We start from the raw sequence: 22,674 nt of genomic DNA on the forward strand, positions 1-22,674 counted from the left end.
TGGCCGCCGCCAAATAAAAATAACGTGTTAAAAGTGGATAACCCCTTTCGGGTTCCAACTTTTAACACGTCAATTATAATAAAACAGTCTCTTTTTTCGACATTTTCTCATATACATTGACTTTACCGTTTTTTAATGTTATAATGAACGAAATTGACAGTGCGCCCGAGCGGCGTGCCGAAAAACTACGCGGGCCGTGAATTTACGTTTGCCCCCCGCAGTGGGGGGCTGTGCGCTTTCTGCAAAAGCGCACAATTCCTGTTTGGAAGGAGAAAACGTGAAAATTTTCAAAAATCTGTTGATGTCTGTAGCAGTTTGTTCTATGCTCATCGCCTGCGTCGCCTGTTCGGGCGGCAACGATCACGGGCTTAATCCCGGTTCGCCCACGCCCGTCACGATATGGCATTACTACAACGGCGCGCTCGGTTCCACTTTCGACGAAATGGTCACCGATTTCAATAACACGCTGGGAAAGGAAAAGGGGATCGTCGTATCCGCCAAATCCAAAGGGAGCATCGCCGGCGTGGAGGAGGCCATCCGCGCCTCGATAGATGGAGAGATCGGCGCGGAAGCGCTGCCTCAGATCTTTTCCGTGTATTCCGACACCGCCTATTCGGTCAAGGATAAGATCGCGGATCTGTCAAATTATCTTACCGCGTCGCAAATCAAAGAATTCGTGCCCAGTTACATAGAGGAAGGCGGTTTCGAAAAGGAAGGGGAGATCAAAATGTTCCCCATCGCGAAATCGACGGAGGTTTTGGCGATCAACAAGACCGACTGGGATAAATTTTCCGAAAAAACGGGCGCCGACGTTAAAAAGTTTGCCACATGGGAAGGCATTACGGAGTTGTCTGAACAGTATTACGCATGGAGCGGCGGTAAAGCCTTTTTCGGAAGGGACGCCTTCGCCAATTATATGCTCGTAGGCAGTAAACAACTCGGTAAACCTGTTTTCGAAGTGGAAAACGGGCAGGTGACTTTTCAACTCGATTCCGAAGTCATGCGGAAATTGTGGGATAACTATTATGTACCGTACGTCAAGGGCTGGTTCAAACACGGCGGAAAATTCCGCACCGACGATATCAAGAGCGGCGCGATCGTTGCCTGCGTCGGTTCGACTTCGGGCGTCACGTACTTTCCCGAGAACGTAGATAACAATAAGGATCCCGAATACGCGATCCAGGGCATGATTTTGCCGCTCCCCAACTTTGCGGGTACGGAAAAATACGCCGTGCAGCAGGGCGCGGGCATGGCGGTCGTGCGTTCCGACGAAAAAACTGAATATGCTTCGACCGTCTTTTTGCGTTGGTTCAGCGAAAAGGACAACAACTTAAAATATTCGCTCGGTTCGGGCTATCTTCCCGTCAAAAAAGATCTCAACACCGAAGAAGCCGCCAAAGAATATTTTACGGACAATATCGAAATTTCCGCGCTGATGAAAAGCACGCTCTATACGGGCATCGAAATCGTCAATAATTATACGCTGTACACCACGCTTCCCTTCGATTGCGGTACCGAGGCGCGGGAGATCGTCAATACTTCGATGATCGATAAGGCGGTCGAAGATTTCGCCGCGATCGAGAACGGAAAAGTTACTCTGCAGCAGTGCCTGACCGTCGGTCATTTCGAAGAGTGGCTCAAAGCGCTGGGCGCGAGTTTGGAAAATCTGAAAGACAACGGATAAGAGATGGAAGGGAAAAAGAACAAACGTACCAAATCTATTTTACGGAAAACCCTGATCCCGATCGTTTTGGTGATCGTGTTTCAGACGGTGTTCTTTTTTTGCGCTCTTTTTGCGTCGGATACCTTTACGAACCTTCGCAACAACAGTTTCGAAATGTTCAACGGCAAAGTGATTAATGTTTCCGATTCGCTCACCAACAACATGATCCGCGTATGGTCGAACATCAGCGAAACGGAGAACGACGTCGTAAGCCGCGTGGAAACGATTCTTCAAGAACAAGGAAAATCGTACGAAGATATTGCAAAACCTTTTACCGAAGAGGAAAAGGCCACGGAAGGCCCCCGTACCTATCACATCAACGAAATTATATTATCCGAAATCGCGGACGATATCCTGTATATGCTGCGCAAAAATCTGGTCACCGACGCGTTTATCGTGCTCGACGGCCCCGGAACGCGCAACCAGCCGCAGGACTATTATAAGGGAGGCATCTGTCTGAGGGACATGGATCCTACCTCCGCGAGTTCGGATAACGCCGATATCGAAATGACTTACGGCAGTATCGAGATCCGGGATCAACTGCACGTGACGGGAAACAAAACCTATTCCACCTTTGAATTTTCCGAAGAATGCTCCAACGATAACGAGGCATTCTTTTTCAAACCGCTGAATGCGGCGAAAGAAGCGAAAAAAGTATCCGATACGAAAAATTATGCTTATTGGTCGCCTTCATATAAAATGAATCAGTACGGCGAAACGATCGTATCGTATTCGATCCCGCTTATCTCTTCGAAAGGCGACGTGTTCGGAGTGCTGGGCATCGGCCTTTCCGTCGCTTATCTGAGCGGGCAAGTCAATATCGGAAACACGTCGGGAGAATACGGCGCCGCGGTATGCCTCGTGAAAAACAACGAGGACGGCAGCGTGGATCTGGAACGCATCGTACATTCGGGCAGTCTGGGACAGAGCGTTTTCGGTTCCGTAAGCAGTGTTTCCGCCTTGCCGGACGGCTATACGAATTTTTATAAGATCCCTTCTTCCAAAGTCGTATGCAACGTCAAGACGTTGGATATTTACAATCGGAACGGCCCGTTCAGCGGCGACGTATGGGCGGTGGTCGGCATGGTCGACGAGGGCGTTCTGATGACCTTTTACAATACCATTCTCATCGCGATGTCAGCCTCGGCGCTGGCGGCGGTGGCGCTCGCGCTCGTGGCGGTCACGCTCGTCGTGCGCAGTATCAGCAAGCCCATTGCGGAACTTGCGGAGGATACGCAGAATTACAGCGCGGCGAATGAGCAGCCTTTGCGCAAGACGTATATCAAGGAAATAGACCTTTTAGCCGAAGCATTTTTGGAAAAGAGCGAAACCGCCGAAAACATCGCGCAGAAAGTTTCGGGCATCATCTCCAATTCGCGCACGCAGATCGGCGTGTTCGAATACGTGTACGGGGAAAAGAAAGTTTTCGTCAGCCGCAACGTCTATACGCTCATGCGCTGGCAGGACGAACGCATAAACGATTATATCGGCATCGATCGTTTCCGCCGCCTCATGTCCAAGATCGATCCTTTAAACGAAAGGGACGAAACAGTCACCTATAAGATCCCCGAAGAAGAAGCGTGGATCCAGATCTCCGTCGTGGACGACGGTAAAAAGATCATCGGCACGATCACCGATATCACCCTCGACGTCATCGAAAAGAGGCGCATCGAATTCGAGCGCGATTTCGACGTTCTGACGGGGCTCAACAACCGCCGCTATTATAACGATAAATTGTACGAACTGTGCGAAACGCCCGAACTCGTCCGTATCGGCGCCATGGTGATGATCGATCTGGACGAACTCAAATACGTCAACGATACCTACGGGCATTCTTACGGCGATAAGTATATTCAGTTGATGGGCGAACTCATCAAGGGTTTTCCCCGCAGCAATGCGCTCATCGCAAGACTTTCGGGCGACGAGTTTGCCGTCTTTCTCTACGGCTACGCGAGCGAAGCGGAACTGCTTGCAGAAGTGCAGGGCGTATGGTCGCGTATGGAACGGTGCTTTCTGCCGCTGCCGAGCGGTGAAAATTTCAAACTGCGCGCCTCGGGCGGCTATGCGCTGTATCCGCGCAACGCCGCCACGCCCGAAGAACTGTTCCGTTACTCCGATTACGCCATGTATTCGGTCAAGCATACGGATAAGGGGCGCCTCGGCGATTTCGATATCGAAGACTACCGCAAGAACGAATTTATCATGAGCGGGCAGGAAGAATTTTTCCATATCGTAGAGAGCCGCAAAGTCAGATACGCTTTTCAGATGATCGTGGACGCGCGCACGGGCGAGACCTACGGATACGAGGCTCTCATGCGCCCGCAGGGGGAAACCATCAAATCCCCCGTGCAGATCCTCGAGATCGCCAAGAAGTGCGCCAAACTCAACGTGATCGAACAACTCACCTGGAATGGGGCGCTGGAAACGTATCAGACCCGTTTCGGCGAGGGGCTTTTGGAAAAGAAAGCCAGGCTGTTCATCAATTCCATCAGCGACTGTATTATTCCGCCCGACGATATCCGCGCGTTGGAAACGGCGTACGGCGAACTTCTCGGCAACGTGGTTTTGGAGATCATGGAAAACGAGCCGATCAGTTCTTCTTCCACATTGGAAAAGAAAATAAGTTATCTGGGGCGCTGGAATGCGGAACTTGCCATAGACGATTTCGGTTCCGCCTACAATACCGACGCGGTGCTTTTGATCACCCAGCCTCAGTACATCAAATTCGAACGCGCCATCATACAGGGCATTGACGCCTCTTCCGATAAGATGCTGATGGTGGAAAATATGGTCAATTATATGCACCGCCGCAATATCAGGGTGATCGCCGAGGGCGTGGAAACGTTCGGGGAGATGAAGAAAGTCATCGAGTTGGGCGTCGACTATATCCAGGGCTACTATCTGCACAAGCCGAGTTTTACCGAGTTCGGCTTATCCGACGAAAAGAAAAAAGAAATTCTTTTATGCAACGGAAAATAAACGGAGCAAGCGTACGGCGTGAAAAAGCATTCTGCCAAATTCAATAAAACCATGTGGATCAAGACCATCGTCGTCGCGGTGGTCCTTATATCCGTGGAACTCATCGCGGGCTTTTCTCTGTATCACAACGCCGTCACGTCCGCATACGACGGTACTTTCCGTCAGTACGCCGCGTCGCTTTCGGGCATCGAGCGCGAACTGAATGAAATTTTTTCCGAAGACGTCGGAAATTTCGACGAAGAGGACGGGTTCGCTCTTTCAGGCTCGCTCGACGCCGCGGGCGCGGAGATCGAGATCGGGGGGCAAAGTTATGCCGTGCAATCGCAGACGATTGCCCATAACCTGCAGGAGCGCCCCGTGCTCTTCTATTCTTTAAGCGATATGTGCAAAGGAATCGGCGATGAAACGCTATATACCGTTTATACAAAATCTGTAAACGGCGAAACGGCACTGCGCCTGCGCCCCTTTGAAGAGGCCGTGAAACAACTTTCCATGGCGGGGTTCGAAGGGATCGCGCTCGCGAGCGGCAGCGGCCGCGTCGTCTTTGCGACGGGTGTCTTCGACGGCTATTTTCAGGATTACGGTTTCGAATTGCAGCCGTCGGAAGCGTCGTCCGTGCGCATCGTGAACGAGGGCGAAGGGCACTACGCCTGTTCTGTCAGAGTTCTGGGCGCTACGGGCTATTATCTCGGCGCGTTCGTGGATTTCACGGGACAGCAGAAAATTTCCGATTCCCTTGCGCGGGAGATCGCGGTCATTCTTATCGTGACGGGCGCGGTGGTCGGCGTACTGTTCCTTTTATATTCTTTCTGGGTAGGGCTCAACGAAAATTCGTTCCGCTATTCCTACCGTATCGTTACCGACGCGGACGGGAAAATTATCAGAGCCAACGCGAAATTCAAACAGGATTTCCCCCAGACGGTGGAGATCAAAGAGAACGTGGCGCGGTTCGAAGAAAAGACTTTCAACGCCGTCAAGATTTCCGCGTTCGGCGCCGAGCGCCTGCTCGCGTGCGTCGCGAAAAAACAGACGAACGGCAGGATCCGCCTTTCCGCGAGCGAACTCGCGCTCCCGTACGAATCGGATCTTGAAAATAAAGATCTGATGAAAAACGTGTACGACGTTTTTACAGCCAAGGGCGGGCGCGTTCTGATAGGCACGATCTTTATCGGCAATCTCGCCAATTTCAAGGCGATGTTCGGCACGGAATTCGCCCAAAAAGTCTATGCGAAGATCTTTGCAAAGACCGAGCAGGAATTTACTTACGCCTACGAGATAGACGACAGTCACATCGGTATTCTGTATCCCGAGGGGAAAAAACTTGATAATTTATTGCAGGATATCAAAGACGCGGTGAATTTTATCGATCAGCCCGTTATGATCGACGGCAACCTCGTCAATATCGGCGCGAAATTCGGATTCGCCGTCTGCGACGCGGTCATGGAACGGCGCGATTTCGAGTACGCGGCGATTGCGGCGGACGCCGCGTTAAAGCGCGCTGCGGAAGACAAGATGAACGATTATTTCATCTATCACGAATCCCAGAAAAAACAGTACGCCAAATTTTTCGTGCAATACGATATCCGTAAAATGCTCGACGACGGCGATTTTTACATGGAATATCAGCCGCAGTACAGTCTGAAAGAAAACCGCATTACGGGATTCGAGGCTCTCTTCCGCGTGCGCAACCCGAAAATGAACGTGAGCGCGTATGAGATCATTTCCTATGCCGAGCGTACGGGAAACATGGTCATGCTGGGAGATTTTGTCTTCGATACAAGCATGCGTTTTGCCAAGATCATCGAAGGCAGGGGCGTCACGGTTTCTTTGAACGTTTCGCCAATTCAACTGATGCAGGCGGGCTTTGTCGAGAACTTTTTGAAAATATATCATAAATACGATCTGAAAGCGGGTACGATCTCGGTGGAGATCACCGAATCCTTTCTCATGCACACTTTCGACGAAACGCTCAAAAAATTGCAGATTCTGTGCGAGCAGGGCATTTCTATCCATCTGGACGACTTCGGTACCCAATATTCTTCGCTGTTATATCTGAAAAAACTGCCCATTGCCGCCATTAAGATCGACCGCGAATTTATCAGCGATATCGCGGCCAACGAGTACAGCCGCGCGATCACGCGCATGGTGCTCAATATTACCAAGGAACTGAAACTTTTGAGTATTTCCGAGGGGATCGAAACCAAAGAACAACTTCAGATCTTGCAGGAAATGGGCTGCGACGTCATTCAGGGGTACTTGATCGGACGCTCCGTAAAGGAAGACGCCGCGTTGGAAATGTTGCGAAATTTCAAACCCGAAATTTAAATTTGAGAAATATTTGTCGAAAATTGTGTTGTATATTTGCCCGATCGGGTGTATAATGCACATATAATGAATAAGAAAAGGAGGCAAAGACATGATCCGTCAACTGCTCGCAGGCGCAGAATTGAAACCCGGAGTCGCCATTCTGTTGGTCGTCCTGTTCGTCCTCGTTGCAGCGGCGGCGATGTTTTTCCTCTATCGCGGTATCCGCAAGGACCGAAACCGCTATATCGCGGATAAGTTGAAGATCGGCGAACTTAACAAGGATTCCTTTGACGATTTGATTCTGCGCCGCTTTCATTCCGCGGGCAAAAATACGCATTTCAGCGTCTTTTTCATCGAGATCAACGATGCGAAAAATATCCGCGAATCGTTCGGTGAAAAACAATTCGCAGGCGCGGTCAATACACTCGTCGAACGCCTGTACAGGCTCCTTCCCAAAGGCAGCAAGGTCTGCCTGTACGAATACGACCTTTTGGCGGTTCTCGTCGACGAGGACCTGGATAAAAAAGCGCTCTCCGATCTGGCGTCGTTCTGCCTGTTGGAAGGGCGTAAAACCGTCAGTTTGATCACGCGCGTGCGGCTGGAACTCGATCTGAGCATCGGCGTCAACAGTTACAATGCGTTCAGCGCCAATTTTAACGCGTTCAAGCAGAATCTCGAACTCGCGCTCGCCGTATCCAAAAGAAACGGACTCAATAAATATACGATCTACTCTTCGGAAATCTCCAACAGCGAGAGCGAAGAATATAAATATTATCAGGAGATAAAATCGGCGATCGAGGCGAACGAGTTTACTTTATACTATCAGCCCGTGTATGATTTAAAGAACAATGTTATTTTCGCCTACGAAAGCCTGTTGCGCTGGAATCACAAGACGCTCGGCGTGCTCGCTCCGGGAAAATTTCTGAATATCTTGGAGCAATCGGGCGACATCAACTGGGTCGGAGCGTGGGCGTTCGAACAACTGCTCATCGCGCAGCAGCGTTATAAGCAGAAAAATCCCGATAAAAACGTCACTTTTTCCATGAACCTTTCGCCCAAACAGTTAATGAATCCCAATCTTACCGACGATTTCCGCCGCGTGCTCAAAAAATATAAAGTGCCTGCAAACGAAGTGTGTATGGAGATCGTGGAATTCGCCATGTTCGACAAAATGCCTGAGGTGCACGAAAATATTCAAAAACTCGTACAGTGCGGCTTTCAGATCGCGCTCGACGATTTCGGACTGGAAATGAGTTCTTTGAAGCGGTTGGAAAATCTGCAGGTCAACTGGGTAAAACTCGACCGCTCGTTTATCGACGAAGCGAAAGACGACCTTTTGATCGGAGGCGTGGCAAACTCGCTGGTCGGCTACGCGGAAAAGAACGATTTCCGTATCATCGCCGAGGGGATCGAGGACGACGTAACGCTGGATTTTATCAAGGAACTTTCGATCCCGTACGGGCAGGGCTATTATTTCGGCAAGCCCAAGGCGCCCGCGGAATACGATATTTGAGTTTTTTCGAATAAAATTTAAAAGTACTTGACAATTTTATAATAATATTCTATAATTAGAATAAGTTAAAAGCAAAGTATCCAAAAGGGTATGACGCAAAGCTAAGAGCCTAAGTCGCAAGATATGGTTGTCAGTTGCCAAAACATTCTATGATGTTTTGGCAATTTTTTTTTCATAAAATCATTTGATCATTCGGGGAGTCGTGCTATGAAATGGTTAAAGCGTCTGCAAATGATGCGCATATCAAAAATCGTAATAGCCGTTTCGCTTGCACTTTCCGTTATTTTTGCGGGCTTTACGATCTACGGGAACAAAGTCGGCAATTTTATCATCAATGTTTCCAACGACGGCGCGCATATTGCCGCGACCATGAAAGAGGATCTGTCCGATCTGTCCTCCCGCCTGTCCGTTTCGGGACTGGAAGGGCAGGGCGCCACCACATATGAAGATATTCCCCGCTCGATCGCCAGGGGGATCGGAAACAAGAGCGACACCGTATATCAGACCTATATGGCATTCAGTTTTTATCTGGTCAACAAGACCGAACGCTCGGTGGATTACGACATGAGCCTGAACGTCGTCGACAGCGTCGGCAGGGCGATCGATATCATGCGCGTCATGATCATCGAAGGCGACGCGGAAGGCGGCGATATATACGCCAATCCCGAAGCGAGCGAAGAGGGCGAAAACTGGCTGAAACAGCACACTTCATACGAAACGATCGCATTTATTTCCGAAAAACAACTGATGGCGAAGCGGGTGACCGATTTTCAGCCCGAAGACAAAGTGAAATACACGATCGTCATCTGGGTGGAAGGTTGGGATATGGACTGCACCGACGAGCGGCTGCAAGACCGTATTAAAATGAAACTGGACTTTTACGCGTATTAAGGTTGCTACGGGCGACGCCCGTAAAAATATTATGAAATGATCAAAGGAGAGATATCTTATGAAAGCAACAAAAAAACTGATCGGCGCTTTGGCGGCGTTGGTCATAGCGATCGCCGTAGCCACGGGCTCCACTTTCGCCTGGTTCACGACAAATCAGAAAGTTACGGTGGAAAGTTTGGACTTACAGGTTACTTCCGGTAACGACGATCTGCAAATCGCGTTGGGCAAACCGACGAGCGCTACGGATTGGTCGAATTTGAAGTTCGGGCGTAAAATTTTATCTGCGGATGTTTTGAAGGATAAAACGATTTCGCTCGACGCTTTGACGAGCGCCGATACGGATCACAACGGCGTGGAATTGAAAGATAAAGAGAACTCTGCGGCTGGTGAGGGTTCTTATTTGGAATTCGACCTCTCATTTTATTCAAATAAAGGCTTGAGCGTATTGCTCGGAAATACTGCCGAGGTTGCTGTTAAAGACACAGCCGTGCAAGCGCATCAGATTTTCGCCTGGGACGATTCGATTACGGAAGCAACCTATGGGCAAGCCGTTGCAAAAGGTGCGAGAATCGAGGCGAGAGCCGCGCACGCATCGCGTATCGCGTTCGTTACGGGCAGCGGGGACTCTGCGACGGGAAAAGTTTGGGCGCCTTTCGAAACGACGGCAAACGGCGGTAACGATACGACGCAAGCCGGGTTCTATAAGGGCAACCTTGCCGCGGCGTACTATAATTATTCGTTAGGCGTCTCCGAATCAATAGCTCAGACAGTTGCTAAAAATGTAATATTGCCGTTGACGAATGACAGTACATATGCTTCTACGAGTGAGATCTTGATTCTTGAAAAACCCGCGGCTGAAACTGCAAGTATTTATTACGGCACCGTAACTGTGAAAGTTTGGCTGGAAGGCACGGACGGCGATTGCCTTAATTCCATCTTCGAAGACAAAATGACTGTTATGTTAAATCTTACGGGTATTATGAAGTCCGGTTCGTAAATCTAAATATTTACAAAACCAGGCAATCACAAAAAGCGGGCGATGTTCGTCCGCCTTTTGTGATTGCGATCATTGCGGTTGTGTTTATTTCACGCGCGAAAAAAGTAACAAAGGTGTATTATGCGTAACAAAAAAGTAATCAATATCGTCGTAAACGTCATCGTAGCCATTATTCTGGTGTTCGTTTTTATTCTCACGCTCAATATCATTCTGTCGGGGGATAAAGGTTACACTTCGATTTTCGGCACCGCTTACGTATCGGTGGAAAGCAATTCGATGAAGGGCGATAAAGCCGATAACTTCCAGAAGGGCGATCTTCTGAAAATCAAGATCCTCGATGAAGAAGAAAAGAAAAATTTGCAGCCGGGCGATGTGATCACTTTTTGGGACAATACCATCGTGGATAATCAACTGGTACTGAATTCGCATAGGATTATCAAGGTCGAGAAGCAGTCGGATGGCTCGGTAAGATACGAAACCAAGGGCGACAATAATCTCGATGCCGATAAAATGCTTATACCCGACGTAACCATCGTCGGTATCTACGAGGGCAAGATCGGCGGACTTGGCAACGTCGTTTCCTGGTTTCACTCTTCCACGGGCTTTTTTGTGTGCATCGTGCTCCCCGCGTTTTTGATCGTGGCGTATTTTGCGTTCAATCTGGTCATGGTGCTTCGCGAGAGGAACAAAGTCAGCGACGAAACGAAAAAAGAACGACTGCGGCAAGAACTCTTAGAGGAACTTCGCGCGGAAGGTAAACTATCTGTCGGAAATGACGACGAAATTTCGGAACCGGATAACAAGGATCAGGATTAACGACATCGGGGCGGCATGCGTCCGCCCGTAGGGAGGCGCCGTCTGGTATGGCTGAATTTGCGAAATACTACGTGGATTTTTTGTGGAACGCGCTGCAAAATATCTGGAACTTTATCTATTCCATTCTCTACGCGTTTTACAAGATCGTCGTTCTCGATACGATCAATTATTTCAAGGCGCTGGGCGCAGTTGTAGGCAATTTCGACGTACTCGGTTGGATCTGCCTTATTTTGGTTTCTCTCGTCAATATCGCGCTCGTCTTTTTTATCGTATATCGCTTGGTCCAACTCATCCGCCGATATATCGTTTACCGCGGCAAAGAAGTGGAAAAAGACAAACTGATGGAGGAGATCGCCCGCTTGCACGAACAGGCGGAAGAACTCGTCAAAGAAAAAAATCAGATTTTCGCGCTCAAAGTGGGCAATCAGATTTCCGAAGGCTATGTCCCGAACGACGCGCTCGCCGTCACCTCGGACGAGGGGACGGGCGGCAATCGGGAAGCGAGCCGATTTACGAAACTGATCAACCTCGACGAAAAGTACGGGCGCAATCCCAATATCATCTTTATGTCGGATACCGACATGATCTCCTTGCAGGATATCGTGAAAAGATTTGTCGATTTCGCCGCGTCGCAACTCCAACTCTACTATACCGAAGATACGATCCGACTGTTTTTCGCAGGCCTTGCGACTTCCAAAATCATTATTTTAGAGGGCATCTCGGGTACGGGTAAAACAAGCCTTCCCTACGCAATGGGCAAGTTTTTCAACAACAATACGTCCATCGTTTCCGTGCAGCCGTCCTGGCGCGACCGCGCGGAACTTGTCGGATATTTCAACGAATTTACCAAAAAGTTCAACGAAACGGACTTTTTGAACAGCCTTTACGAAACGACGCTGCGCGAAGATCCCAATTTTATCGTACTCGACGAAATGAACCTCGCGCGTATCGAATACTACTTCGCGGATTTTTTATCCATTATGGAAATGCCCGATATAGCGGAATGGAAGATCGATCTCATCTCGTCGCCCTCTCCGACCGACCCGAAAAACGTCATTTACGGAAAACTTTTGGTGCCGCAGAACGTCTGGTTCGTGGGCACGGCGAACAACGACGATTCCACCTTTACCATCACCGACAAGGTGTACGACCGCGCCATCGCGCTCGAACTCAATCAGAAAGCTGATTACTTCGATGCGCCCATGACCGAAAGTTTCAACTGCACGTTCAATTATCTGGAATCCCTGTTCGACAGGGCGTACAAAGAATATGAGATTTCCGATAAGAATATTGCGCTCATCAAAGATCTGGACGCCTTTATACAGTCGAAATTCAAGATCAGTTTCGGCAACCGTATCATGAAACAGTTGAAACTGTTCGTTCCCGCTTACATGGCTTGCGGCGGTACGGAGTCGGGCGGCATCGATTTCATCGTCACGAGCAAGATCTTACGCAAATTCAATTCGCTCAACCTGCCGTTTCTGACCAAAGAGTTGCAGGAACTTATCGCTTACTTCGACCGAAAGTTCGGCAAGGGCACGATGAAATATTCCATCGCGTACATTCGTGAATTGCAAAAAGTGAACTGACCGCGAAGGAGAAACGGGCATGGACAAAGAATATCTTCAGAATTTTATGGAAAAAATGCGCGGCGGCGGATTGTTGTACGACAATTTTTACAAGGCGCTGCGCGGCGGGAAGAACGAAGTATTCCATAACGTCGTGTCCGAGGCGGTCACTCTCGACGACAGTTGGATCCTGACGCTGGAAGGCGCGCTGCATTCCATCGAACAGATCGCGCGCAATCCCCGCAAATTCATCATCGACGAAGAACTGATCGTTGACGTGGAGCGCGCGCGTCGCACCAACGCAAAGACGATACGTCATCTCGCCTCCAACACGAAAAATATTCAAAGCATTTCCGAAAGCGGGGAGGTGCGCCCCAAAAAACTTTTGACGACCGAGATGCAGGAAGATCTCGCCATATACGAGAACCGTTTTGTGTGCGCACTCGTACAGAGGCTCGTGACTTTTGTCGAACAGCGCTACAACGATATCAACGGCAAAATGCACATGTACGATATCACCAACGTGAATTTGAGATCGAATTTTCATTACGGCGAAAGCGAGGTGGAATGCGGACTTTTCGTCAAGATGAAGGAACCGCCGCACGACAAAGTTCTGCTCGAACGCAACCGCGGACTGCTGGAAAAGGTAAAGGCGCTGCGCCGCCGTCTGAAAATTTTACAGAGCACGGATTTCATGCGTCAGTTAAACGGCAAAAAGCCCGTGCACCCGCCCATCATGAAGACCAATCTCATCAAGATGAACGTCGATTATCAGAACTGCTACAAATTGTGGCTGTACATTTCGTCGTACACGTTCGTCGGTTACAGCGTGGAAGTCAAGGACAAAAACCTGCCCGTAGACGGCGATTATTTCGACGATCTCACGGTTCTTGCGGGTTTGAGCGTGCAGTCGCTGTTTACGAACAAACTTTTAAAGGCCGAGGAATATGAAAATATTCCCTTCGGAGAGCCGAAACGAAAAAATTATAAAGTCGTCACGAAATATAAATTTATGCCGTCTTTTGCAGAGGATAAAAAGACGGCGGGCGAGGATACCGTCAACGAGTTTTATTTCCGTCAGATGAAGAACGAACTCGTCAAAGCGACAGGGCTCGGCACGTTGGCGGAAGAAAAACAACTGAAAATGAATTTTCAGCGTTTTTTTAAGGCGATCGAAAAGATCAACAACGCCATGTTGGACGAGGTGATCGCCTCGCAGATCCCCGCGAAAAAAGATCTGCTGAAAAAGACTGCCATTCAGAAAAAAGAACAGGCGGTCAAAGACGCGCAGTTCACGTACCGCCGTTATCAGCAGATTTCGCGCCTCAGGAGAGAGGAACTCGAAAAGTCGCTCAAAAAAGAGAGCCGCGAACTTCTGAAATTGGAGAAACTGAAAGCCGAACTGGATAAGGAAAAGGGTAAACGCCGCGACAGGCTGGAACAGGCGCGCAAGAAGAAAGCGCAGTTGGAAAGGATCAAAGCGAAAAAACTTCTCGCGGAACAAAAGGCAAAACTGTACGAAGAGGGGCTGCGCGAAAAGGACGCCGCAAAGTCGGAAGAACTCGAAGAGGCAAAGCGTCGGAAACGCGAGGAAACCAAGCGGAAAAGGGAACTCAAAAAATTGGAAGAATTACGGGAAAAATACGATGGGCTTGATTGAACCGAAAAATAAGAAAAAAAAGATTTTGTCAGCCGTAAGTTTTACTCTTGCGGCTGTAATCTTTCTGCTTGCGCTGTACGTTTTTTTCGTTTCGCTGGACGCAAAGAGCAAAAATGAACCGGTAGAATTTTTCGGGCGCTCGTTCGTCATCGTGCTCACCGATTCCATGACGCCCGAGATCGGCGTAGGCGAACTCGTCGTCATCGAGAGCACGGGCATCGAAAGCGTTCAGGTAGGGCAGAACGCGGTCTTTGTCAGCCTTAGCGGAATGCTGAAAGGGCAGCGCATCATTCACAAAGTCGTGGAGGTCGGTCACGACGAACAGGGCGTTTATCTCCGCACACAGGGCGTGAAAGAGGGGGCGCCCGTCGATCCAGATCCCGTACGGGCGGAAAACTTTACGGGCGTGGAAGTCGGGCACTCCGTCTTTTGGGGCAAGATCATCGGCTTTTTCACCAAACTTGAAAACTGGCTGTTGCTGCTCGTCGTGCTCGTCGCAGTGAGCATCGCGATCATGCAGATCGTCAAAATCGTCAAAATTGCAAAGAATCCCGAGGATAGCGACAAACAGGATCGATCGTAACGTTCCGCACACTTTATAAATTCGCGATAAAAAAATCCGAATAACTTGCTTTCGCAGCCGATTTGTACTATAATAGTTTTAATCAGAAAGAACGGAGGGTCCCATGAAAGACGGATTTAGCGCACCTTCGGAAGAATTGGAAAAATTACAAAAGATCATCGATATCGACAAGTGGCTTGCGAGCGAAAAGGCGGGCAAGGATCTGTGCGGCGAGGCGAGTTATTGCGCCTGTTGCGTCAAGGCGGAAACGTATCCCTGCGCGCGGGCGGCGCTGCGCGAACGCGCGGCAAACCAACCCAAAGATATTTCCGACGAAGTCGCCGCGACCGTCAGCGAATACGGGCCCGATGAGGAAACGGAGGAGATTTTGAAAGAGGAAAACGCAGAAGAGAAAGCCGAAGAGTCGCTCGCGGGCAGGGAACTCGTGACGCGGTATCGCCGCAGTTTCCGCTCGCGGCTCATTCAGAACGAAAACATTCAGGAATTTTACAGTCAGTTGAAAAACAACATTTTGGGATATGCGGGCGTGAAGTGCCGCATGAGTTTCCATTATGAATCTTTCCGCGTCGGCAAAAGCCTGATCGCCAAATTCAACGTGTCGGGCAAGACGCTTTGCCTGTATCTCGCCCTCGCGCCGAGCCTGTATGAAAACGGAAAATACCGTTTTGAGGACGTATCCGCGAAAAAGACGTACGCGCTCGTGCCGATGAAGTTGAAAATTACTTCCGGGCGCGCCATGAATTACGCCAAAGAATTGATCAAACAATTGGCAACCAGGTACGATCTGGCGAATGTAGGCAGCATATACATGGAGTATCGCTATGCCTATGCCTCGGACGATTCTCTGATCGCCAAAGGGCTGATCAAACCGTATACGGTCGCCGTGCGGGCAAAGTAGAAAAGTCACTTTTTAAAAAGGAGCGCGGAAGCGCTCCTTTTTTGTGAACGAACTTGACAAACGCGTGCATTCGTGATACGATATATATTGAGAAAATATGTCGAAAAAAGTCGCATTTTGCGGCAAGTGGGAGAAATATCATGTCTGAATACGTGCTTGGACCGAGCGAGGGGACACCGCCGCCCGCAGGTCCGCACAATATGCCGCCGCCGCGCGTTTTCGGTTGGCAGCATTTACTGTATCTTGTCGTCGTCATCGCCGTCGGCGCCGCGATCTTTCTGCTCGTACGTAAAAAATACGCTAAAAACGATAGGGCGTTATCATTGATTTTCAGAGTGTGCGGCGTGATTCTATTGTTTTTCGTTACAATCAACCGTGTCAGTGAAATATTTCGGTTGCACGGCTGGTACTACATCTTTCCCAACTCCTTTTGCGGGCTGGGTTCGTTCGTGCTCGCTTTTGCGCTTATATTCGGAAAAAAAGACAATATCGTCCTGCATTTTATAGCGTATCTGACTATGTTCGGCGGGATCGTAAATCTCATTTATCCCTATTACGTGGGGCAGCACCGTCTGTTTTTTTATCCAAGCACGATCTCGGGGCTTTTGCATCATACGATGTGTGTATTTATATTCGTTCTTATGGTTTATACAGGCTATATGAAACCCGACATAAAGAAATGGTACGCGATTCCATTGGGGCTCAGTACGTTTATGACCGTGGGCGTATTTGAACTGAGTATGTTTTTACCGCTCGATCCCATGTACGACGCCATGAATATCATCGTCGCGATCGTGCCCGATACTATTCTCACCTGGTGGTTCGTGGGGTTGGGTTTCGTGCTTGCTTATGCTGTTTTTATGGTCGCGTGGCATTTTGCCAACAAGGCGCGGAACGCGCGCAAACAAGAGGCGGCCGCTTCGACGCTGGAACGCGCGGCTGACAAAAAAATGTAAAATTTTCCAGATAAAGCAGGTAAAATGTTGTATTTGCAACAGTATGTTTGCGGGTTTGATGATAAAATAAGTACGTAAAAAGGGGAGACGGAAAACCGTTTCCGAAATGAAATAAGAATAAGAGAGGTTATCATTATGAAAAGATGTGCTATTTGCGGTGAAGTCGTAGAAGACGACGTGATGGTCTGCCCTGTATGCAAGGCGACGAAATTCGTTCCCATCGACGAAAGCGCCGAGATCAAATTTGCGTGCGTGCACGAAGTGGGCGTTGCCAAGGGGCTGGACGAAGAAGTCGTCAAGGGATTGAGAGCTAATTTCGAGGGCGAATGCACCGAAGTGGGCATGTACCTTGCCATGGCGAGAGTTGCCGAGAGAGAGGGCTATCCCGAAATAGCGGAAGCCTATAAGAGATACGCTTTCGAAGAGGCGGAGCACGCATCCAAATTCGCAGAACTTTTGGGCGAGTGCATCACGGATTCGACCAAAAAGAATCTGGAACTTCGCGTCGCGGCGGAAACGGGCGCCTGCGAAGGCAAACTGATGATCGCCAAGCGCGCCAAAGAGTTGGGCTACGACGCGATCCACGACACCGTGCACGAAATGGCAAAGGACGAAGCCCGTCACGGCGCCGGCTTCAACGGTCTTTTGAAAAGATATTTCAAGTAAATCGTAACAATAAACAGATAAAAACCTCCGCGGCGAATGGCGCGGAGGTTTTATTTTTATCTGTTTTGCGGATACTGTTATAAATTATTGTCCGTCGGGCCCGTCGTTGTCCTCGTCTTTTTCGGTGTAGGAAACGTCGTAGCGGATATTTTCGTTTTTAGAGGTCAGCGCCTTGATAAATTCGTTGTTCCACTCGGGTTTGACGACGATGACCGTAAACGTTTCGTTTTTGAAATAAACGACCAATTTGTTCGTTTTGGTAAATAAATGCACCGACGTGATCTCTTCGATTTTGAAGGTGCTCTTGATCACCCCGAAACGGAGCACGATCTCTTTGTCGGTGATGCGGTAGAAAGAGCGGATGAGCAGACTGACGAATACCACTAAGAGAAGCGCGCATACGATGAGCATGACCACGTGCTGCAGACCGAGGGTAAAACTCGGAAAACCGAAACGTATAATGCGATAAATCGTCCAGCCCGCGCCGCCCAATGCGAGCGCGATCGCGAGAACAGAAAGGATGACCGCCGTTCTGGAAAATTTGAATTTAAAGTCTTTCATAATTTACCTCGGTCACATTGTAACACAAACGACGGCAAAAATCAACAGTACCAAAGCACCGAGGTCAAGTTTTTCCCTTCGTGATATAATTTATTCTTATATATAGGAAAGGGCAATTTGCTTGTTTTATTATTTTAAAAGGTGTAAAATAGGTTAGGCGAAAGAAAGGAGCGTTATCAATCGTGCAACAATTCAATTCACAACTACTTATAGATTTTACCGCGTTAGGTGAAAAAATATTCCCGAAGTTCATTTTCGGCGAAGGCTTGTTTGCCGTCAACGACAGCGTGATCTCGGGCTTTATCGTCGTTGCGGTCATTTTACTGGCGGCGCTTATCATGCGCCTGACGATCATCCGCAAATGGAAAACGACGCCCACGGGCGGGCAGATGTTTTTGGAATGGCTCGTCTGCACGTTCGATAAACAGGCGGAAGATTCTACGGAAAATTACGCGTCGTTCATGGGACCGTACACGTTCGGTGCGGCGGCGTATATCTGCTGCGGGGTTCTCGTCGAACTATTCGGACTTCGCCCCGCCATGGCGGACGTAGGCGCCTGCCTGTCGCTCGCCCTCTGTACTTTTTTGTTTATCCATACGCTCGGTTTCGTGAAGAAGAAACACAGGCGTTTGCTGCATTATCTCAATCCCATCAACATCATCACGGATATCGCCGTGCCCGTTTCCATGACCGTCCGGTTATTCGGCAGTATTTTAAGCGGTATGGTGATCATGGAACTCGTATATATAGTCGTCGAGGCGATCTGGTTCGTGGGGCTTCCGCTCATTATTCCCGCCCTCGTTTCGCCGCTGTTCACGCTGTTCCACGCGTTTATACAGGCGTACGTGTTCGCCTCGCTCACGTTGATGTTCGTGCAGGAAGCGATCGAAGAGGGACCGAAAAAGCAAAAGAAAAAGAAGAAAAAGCGCGGCGAAGAGATCGCGGCGTAACAAAGACAATATTCTCGCGTTTAAGAGCGAGTGGCATAAATGAAGGGCTGAGCCCTGACTTTGAAAACGCGGTTTTCAGAGTAAACTTCGGAGGTATGCAAAAATGGAATTATTGGTAACGATGCTTATGAACTTTTTGGCGAGCGACGGCGCGGCGTTGGGCGCGGCGATCGGCGCGGGCATTGCGGCATTTACGGGCGTAGGCGCAGGTATCGGTATGGGCATCGCCACGGGCAAAGCCGTAGAAGCGACGGCGCGTCAGCCCGAAGCGGTCGGCAAGATCAGAACGATGCTCCTTCTGGGGCTCGCGTTTGCGGAAACCACCGCGATCTACGGATTATTGATCAGTATACTGTTGATTTTCGTAGGCGTGGCATAGACAAAATAATTACGTAAAAGGTGTGAAATGTCGCAAATGATCCCTCTCAATCTCGTTTTGGCGAGTATATTAGATACGTTCGGTATTTCCGTAACGAGCATTCTGCTTCATTTATTGAATCTGGTAGTGCTTACCGTCGGATTGTATTTTCTTTTGTTCAAGCCCGTCAAAAGGATGGTGCGCGAGCGGCAGGAAAAAGTAAAAAAGATCGAACAGGAAAACAGCGAACTCAACGCGGAAGTGAAAAAACTGAAAGACAATACCGAGGAGGTATTGACCGAGGCGAAAAAGGAAGCCGCGGATATACACGAAAAGGCCGTGCGCGTAGCCAATCAAAAGGCGGACGACATTATCGGCGAGGCTAAAATCAAGGCGAAAGGGCTCGTGGAGCGCACGGAAAAGGAACTGGACGAAGAGCGCAAAAAATTGCAGCAGGATATCGAAAAGGAAATTACCGACGTATCCTTTGTGGTCGCGGAAAAAGTACTTGCGCGCGACATCACCAAAGAGGATAACAAGCGCATGATCGAAGAGTGCCTCGAAGAGTGGAGCAAAAAATAACATGTCCAAGAGCGAACAGGTCGCAAAAGTGACCGTAACGATCAAGCCCGACGACGAAACGATGAAAAAGATTGCCGATTTCGTCAAGCGGCACAACTGTTACAGCGTCGATTACATCATCGATGAAAACATAATCGGCGGAATTATCATTCAGATAGGGGACGTTATATACGACGGTTCCGTAAGGGGCAGGCTGGAAAATATCAAGCAAGCGTTGTAACGTCCGTACAAGGATATTATGATCGACGTAAACGAAATAGCCAAAGGCATCAAAGAAAAAATCGCCAAAGTACAGGAGTCGCACGACGAACGCTCGACGGGGCGCATCGTCTATTCGGGAGACGGGATCATCAGGATCTCGGGCATCTCGGACGTAAAGTACAACGAACTTCTCGACATCAAGGGCGGCTATCACGCGCTTGCGCTCAACCTGGAACAAGATCTGGTGGGCGCGGTGCTTTTTTCGGGCGAAGATAAGGTGCGGTTCGGCGACTATGCCTATTCTACGGGCAGGACCGTGGATATGCAGGTGGGCGAAGAACTCATCGGCAGAGTCGTCAATCCCCTCGGAGAGGCGCTCGACGGGCTGGGAGAACTGCACACGGGCAAGTCCCGCCCCGTGGAATATCCCGCGCCCTCCATCATGGACCGCGGCAAAGTGAACAAACCATTGCAGACGGGCATCCTCGCCATCGACAGCATGATCCCCATCGGAAGAGGGCAGAGGGAACTGATCATCGGCGACAGGCAGACGGGCAAGACCGCCATCGCCGTGGACGCCATCCTGAATCAGAAGGGCGAAAACGTGATCTGTATCTATGTTTCCATAGGGCAGAAAGCGTCCTCGCTTGCAAAGACGCTCAACACCCTGCAGAACGCGGGCGCCATGGAATACACCTGCGTGGTCGGCTCCACGGCGGACGACGCCGCGCCCCTGCAATACATCGCGCCGTACAGCGGCTGCGCCCTTGCCGAATACTTCATGTATCAGGGGAAGGACGTTCTGATCGTGTACGACGATCTTACGAAACACGCCGTCGCATACCGCGAAATGAGCCTGTTGTTGCAGCGCCCCGCGGGACGCGAGGCGTACCCCGGCGACGTATTTTATCTGCATTCGCGCCTGTTGGAACGCTCGGCGAAACTGAGCGAAGAAAAGGGAGGCGGCTCGATCACCGCGCTTCCCATCGTGGAAACGCTGGCGGGAGATATCTCCGCGTATATTCCGACGAACGTCATTTCCATTACAGACGGACAGATCTATCTGGAAAGCGAACTGTTCAACAGCGGCGTGCGCCCCGCGGTCAACGTGGGCCTTTCCGTTTCGCGCGTGGGCGGCAGCGCGCAGCGCCCTGCAATACGCTCTGTTTCGGGGCAACTCCGCATCAATCTCGCGCAATACAGGGAACTCGCCATTTTCTCGCAGTTCGGCTCCGATCTGGACACCGAAACGCAGAAAATTTTAAGCCGCGGCGCCAAACTGACGGATACTCTCAAACAGAGGCAGTATCTCAATTACAGCGTGCGCGAAATGTTCGTACTCCTTCTGGTTTCGCAGAGCGACGTTATCGACGCCGTTCCCGAAAAGAAGGTGACGGCATACAACGAAAATCTTCTCGACTTCATCCGCGTCAACAGGCCGGAGATCCTCTCGGATATCGACCCCGACCAAAAACCGGGCGACGAACTCAAAGAGCGCATTTTGGAAGTTGCGCGCGAATGTTTGAGTTACGTCGGCATCGCGGTTCGCAAGGAGAGCACGGAGGCGGAAAATGGCTGATACCGCAGAGATCAAGCATCGCATCAAGGGGATCAACGATACGCATCAGATCACGAAGGCGATGGAGTTGATCTCCGTGGCGAAGATGCACAAGACGATGGCAAAGCACGCCGCCAACGCCCCTTATTTCGATACGGTGCGCTATGCGATCAAAGATATCCTGCGCCACAGCGCGGATATTCACAATAAATATATCGACCACCGTCCCGATTCGCGCACGGCGTATATCGTCATCGCGGGCGACAAGGGATTGGCAGGCTCGTACAATGCGAACGTGCTCAATCTCGCGTGGGAGCATATGCAAAAGCGTCCCGTGCATTACGTCATCACCATCGGGCAGATGGCGCGCGCTTTTTTCGAGAGCAAGAAACAGAGCGTCGATCTGGAATTCACGCACGCCGTGACCAATCCCACCATGCACGACGCGCGCGGCGTTATGCGCGACATTCTCGATCTGTACGACAAGAATCTGATGGACGAGGTCATCGTCGCGTTCACCAAAATGCAGTCCACAGTCGTGCAGACGCCCCAACTCATCCGCCTTCTTCCCATTATGGAACAGGATATCGAGGTGGAAAACGCCCCGTCGTACGGCGGTCAACTCGAATACGACCCTTCCCCCAAGGAAGTGCTGGACGTACTCGTGCCGCAGTATCTGGTCGGCGTCATCTATTCCACGCTCATTCACGCGTCGGCAAGCGAACACGCCGCGCGTATGCTCGCGATGTCCAACGCCAACAAAAACGCGGAAAAGATGCTCGACACGCTCAATCTCGAATACAACCGTTCCCGACAGAGCGCCATCACGACTGAACTTTTGGATCTGGCGTCGGGAAGGTTTGCCTCGAAGAGATAATGCGGCAAATTAGGCAAACACAGGAGATTT

The 22,674-nt window shown here is 50.0% G+C and carries 20 protein-coding genes and 1 riboswitch; of the genes, 19 read left to right on the forward strand and 1 reads right to left on the reverse strand.

Annotation, left to right across the window (positions count from 1 at the left end; translation table 11 throughout):
* The first annotated feature begins 277 nt into the window (after positions 1 to 277).
* From ESZ91_RS09915 to ESZ91_RS09975, 13 genes are all read left to right on the forward strand, one after another.
* A complete protein-coding gene (locus tag ESZ91_RS09915; RefSeq protein ID WP_129226817.1) occupies positions 278 to 1,684 on the forward strand; it encodes an extracellular solute-binding protein in 1,407 nt (468 codons plus the stop codon).
* Between the two features lie 3 nt (positions 1,685 to 1,687).
* The gene (locus ESZ91_RS09920; RefSeq protein WP_129226819.1) at positions 1,688 to 4,702 is read left to right on the forward strand and encodes a GGDEF and EAL domain-containing protein; all 3,015 of its coding nucleotides are present in this window, start codon (positions 1,688 to 1,690) and stop codon (positions 4,700 to 4,702) included.
* A gap of 18 nt (positions 4,703 to 4,720) precedes the next feature.
* Positions 4,721 to 7,027 carry an EAL domain-containing protein gene (locus tag ESZ91_RS09925; protein WP_129226821.1) on the forward strand — a complete coding sequence of 769 codons (2,307 nt, stop codon included), beginning with the start codon at positions 4,721 to 4,723 and terminating at the stop codon, positions 7,025 to 7,027.
* A 91-nt stretch (positions 7,028 to 7,118) separates the two neighbouring features.
* Entirely contained in the window at positions 7,119 to 8,522 is a 1,404-nt protein-coding gene (locus ESZ91_RS09930; RefSeq protein ID WP_129226823.1) for an EAL domain-containing protein, read from the forward strand.
* 60 nt (positions 8,523 to 8,582) lie between these two features.
* A riboswitch (cyclic di-GMP riboswitch) is annotated at positions 8,583 to 8,664 on the forward strand.
* Positions 8,665 to 8,729: 65 nt separating this feature from the next.
* Positions 8,730 to 9,413 (forward strand): hypothetical protein, encoded by a 684-nt coding sequence (locus tag ESZ91_RS09935; RefSeq protein WP_129226825.1) that lies wholly within the window; start codon positions 8,730 to 8,732, stop codon positions 9,411 to 9,413.
* Between the two features lie 58 nt (positions 9,414 to 9,471).
* Positions 9,472 to 10,410, forward strand: coding sequence for a hypothetical protein (locus ESZ91_RS09940; RefSeq protein WP_129226827.1), 939 nt, complete (start codon positions 9,472 to 9,474; stop codon positions 10,408 to 10,410).
* Positions 10,411 to 10,530: 120 nt separating this feature from the next.
* On the forward strand, positions 10,531 to 11,226 hold the full coding sequence (locus tag ESZ91_RS09945) for a signal peptidase I (RefSeq protein WP_129226829.1): 696 nt from the start codon (positions 10,531 to 10,533) through the stop codon (positions 11,224 to 11,226).
* Between the two features lie 47 nt (positions 11,227 to 11,273).
* Positions 11,274 to 12,815: a hypothetical protein gene (locus ESZ91_RS09950; protein WP_129226832.1), complete on the forward strand. Its 1,542-nt coding sequence runs from the start codon at positions 11,274 to 11,276 to the stop codon at positions 12,813 to 12,815.
* 19 nt (positions 12,816 to 12,834) lie between these two features.
* Positions 12,835 to 14,454 (forward strand): DUF2357 domain-containing protein, encoded by a 1,620-nt coding sequence (locus ESZ91_RS09955; RefSeq protein WP_129226834.1) that lies wholly within the window; start codon positions 12,835 to 12,837, stop codon positions 14,452 to 14,454.
* The gene (locus tag ESZ91_RS09960; RefSeq protein ID WP_129226836.1) at positions 14,441 to 15,037 is read left to right on the forward strand and encodes a signal peptidase I; all 597 of its coding nucleotides are present in this window, start codon (positions 14,441 to 14,443) and stop codon (positions 15,035 to 15,037) included. Before ESZ91_RS09955 ends, ESZ91_RS09960 begins: the two co-directional genes overlap by 14 nt.
* Before the next feature lie 103 nt (positions 15,038 to 15,140).
* Positions 15,141 to 15,935, forward strand: a complete 795-nt coding sequence (locus ESZ91_RS09965; RefSeq protein WP_129226838.1) for a hypothetical protein — start codon at positions 15,141 to 15,143, stop codon at positions 15,933 to 15,935.
* A gap of 140 nt (positions 15,936 to 16,075) precedes the next feature.
* Positions 16,076 to 16,891, forward strand: a complete 816-nt coding sequence (locus ESZ91_RS09970; protein ID WP_129226840.1) for a TMEM164 family acyltransferase — start codon at positions 16,076 to 16,078, stop codon at positions 16,889 to 16,891.
* Positions 16,892 to 17,026: 135 nt separating this feature from the next.
* On the forward strand, positions 17,027 to 17,557 hold the full coding sequence (locus tag ESZ91_RS09975) for a ferritin-like domain-containing protein (RefSeq protein ID WP_129226842.1): 531 nt from the start codon (positions 17,027 to 17,029) through the stop codon (positions 17,555 to 17,557).
* 84 nt (positions 17,558 to 17,641) lie between these two features.
* On the opposite strand, the gene ESZ91_RS09980 is transcribed toward ESZ91_RS09975, so the two are convergent.
* On the reverse strand, positions 17,642 to 18,118 hold the full coding sequence (locus ESZ91_RS09980; protein ID WP_129226844.1) for a PH domain-containing protein: 477 nt from the start codon (positions 18,116 to 18,118) through the stop codon (positions 17,642 to 17,644).
* 182 nt (positions 18,119 to 18,300) lie between these two features.
* Between ESZ91_RS09980 and ESZ91_RS09985 the strand changes: the two genes are divergently transcribed.
* The 6 genes from ESZ91_RS09985 to atpG all read left to right on the forward strand — a co-directional run bounded on the left by ESZ91_RS09985 (position 18,301) and on the right by atpG (position 22,644).
* Positions 18,301 to 19,068 (forward strand): FoF1 ATP synthase subunit A, encoded by a 768-nt coding sequence (locus ESZ91_RS09985; protein WP_129226846.1) that lies wholly within the window; start codon positions 18,301 to 18,303, stop codon positions 19,066 to 19,068.
* Between the two features lie 127 nt (positions 19,069 to 19,195).
* A complete protein-coding gene (gene atpE, locus ESZ91_RS09990) occupies positions 19,196 to 19,447 on the forward strand; it encodes an ATP synthase F0 subunit C (RefSeq protein WP_129227110.1) in 252 nt (83 codons plus the stop codon).
* Between the two features lie 27 nt (positions 19,448 to 19,474).
* The gene (locus ESZ91_RS09995; RefSeq protein WP_129226848.1) at positions 19,475 to 20,008 is read left to right on the forward strand and encodes a F0F1 ATP synthase subunit B family protein; all 534 of its coding nucleotides are present in this window, start codon (positions 19,475 to 19,477) and stop codon (positions 20,006 to 20,008) included.
* A 1-nt stretch (position 20,009) separates the two neighbouring features.
* Positions 20,010 to 20,228, forward strand: a complete 219-nt coding sequence (locus ESZ91_RS10000) for a F0F1 ATP synthase subunit delta (protein WP_129226850.1) — start codon at positions 20,010 to 20,012, stop codon at positions 20,226 to 20,228.
* Between the two features lie 18 nt (positions 20,229 to 20,246).
* Positions 20,247 to 21,788: a F0F1 ATP synthase subunit alpha gene (gene atpA / locus ESZ91_RS10005; RefSeq protein WP_129226852.1), complete on the forward strand. Its 1,542-nt coding sequence runs from the start codon at positions 20,247 to 20,249 to the stop codon at positions 21,786 to 21,788.
* Complete coding sequence (gene atpG, locus ESZ91_RS10010) at positions 21,781 to 22,644, forward strand: ATP synthase F1 subunit gamma (RefSeq protein WP_129226854.1); 864 nt, start codon at positions 21,781 to 21,783, stop codon at positions 22,642 to 22,644. The genes atpA and atpG overlap by 8 nt, the downstream gene beginning before the upstream one ends.
* Positions 22,645 to 22,674: the final 30 nt, after the last annotated feature.

This window comes from Candidatus Borkfalkia ceftriaxoniphila, from assembly GCF_004134775.1.
GTDB lineage: Bacteria > Bacillota > Clostridia > Christensenellales > Borkfalkiaceae > Borkfalkia > Borkfalkia ceftriaxoniphila.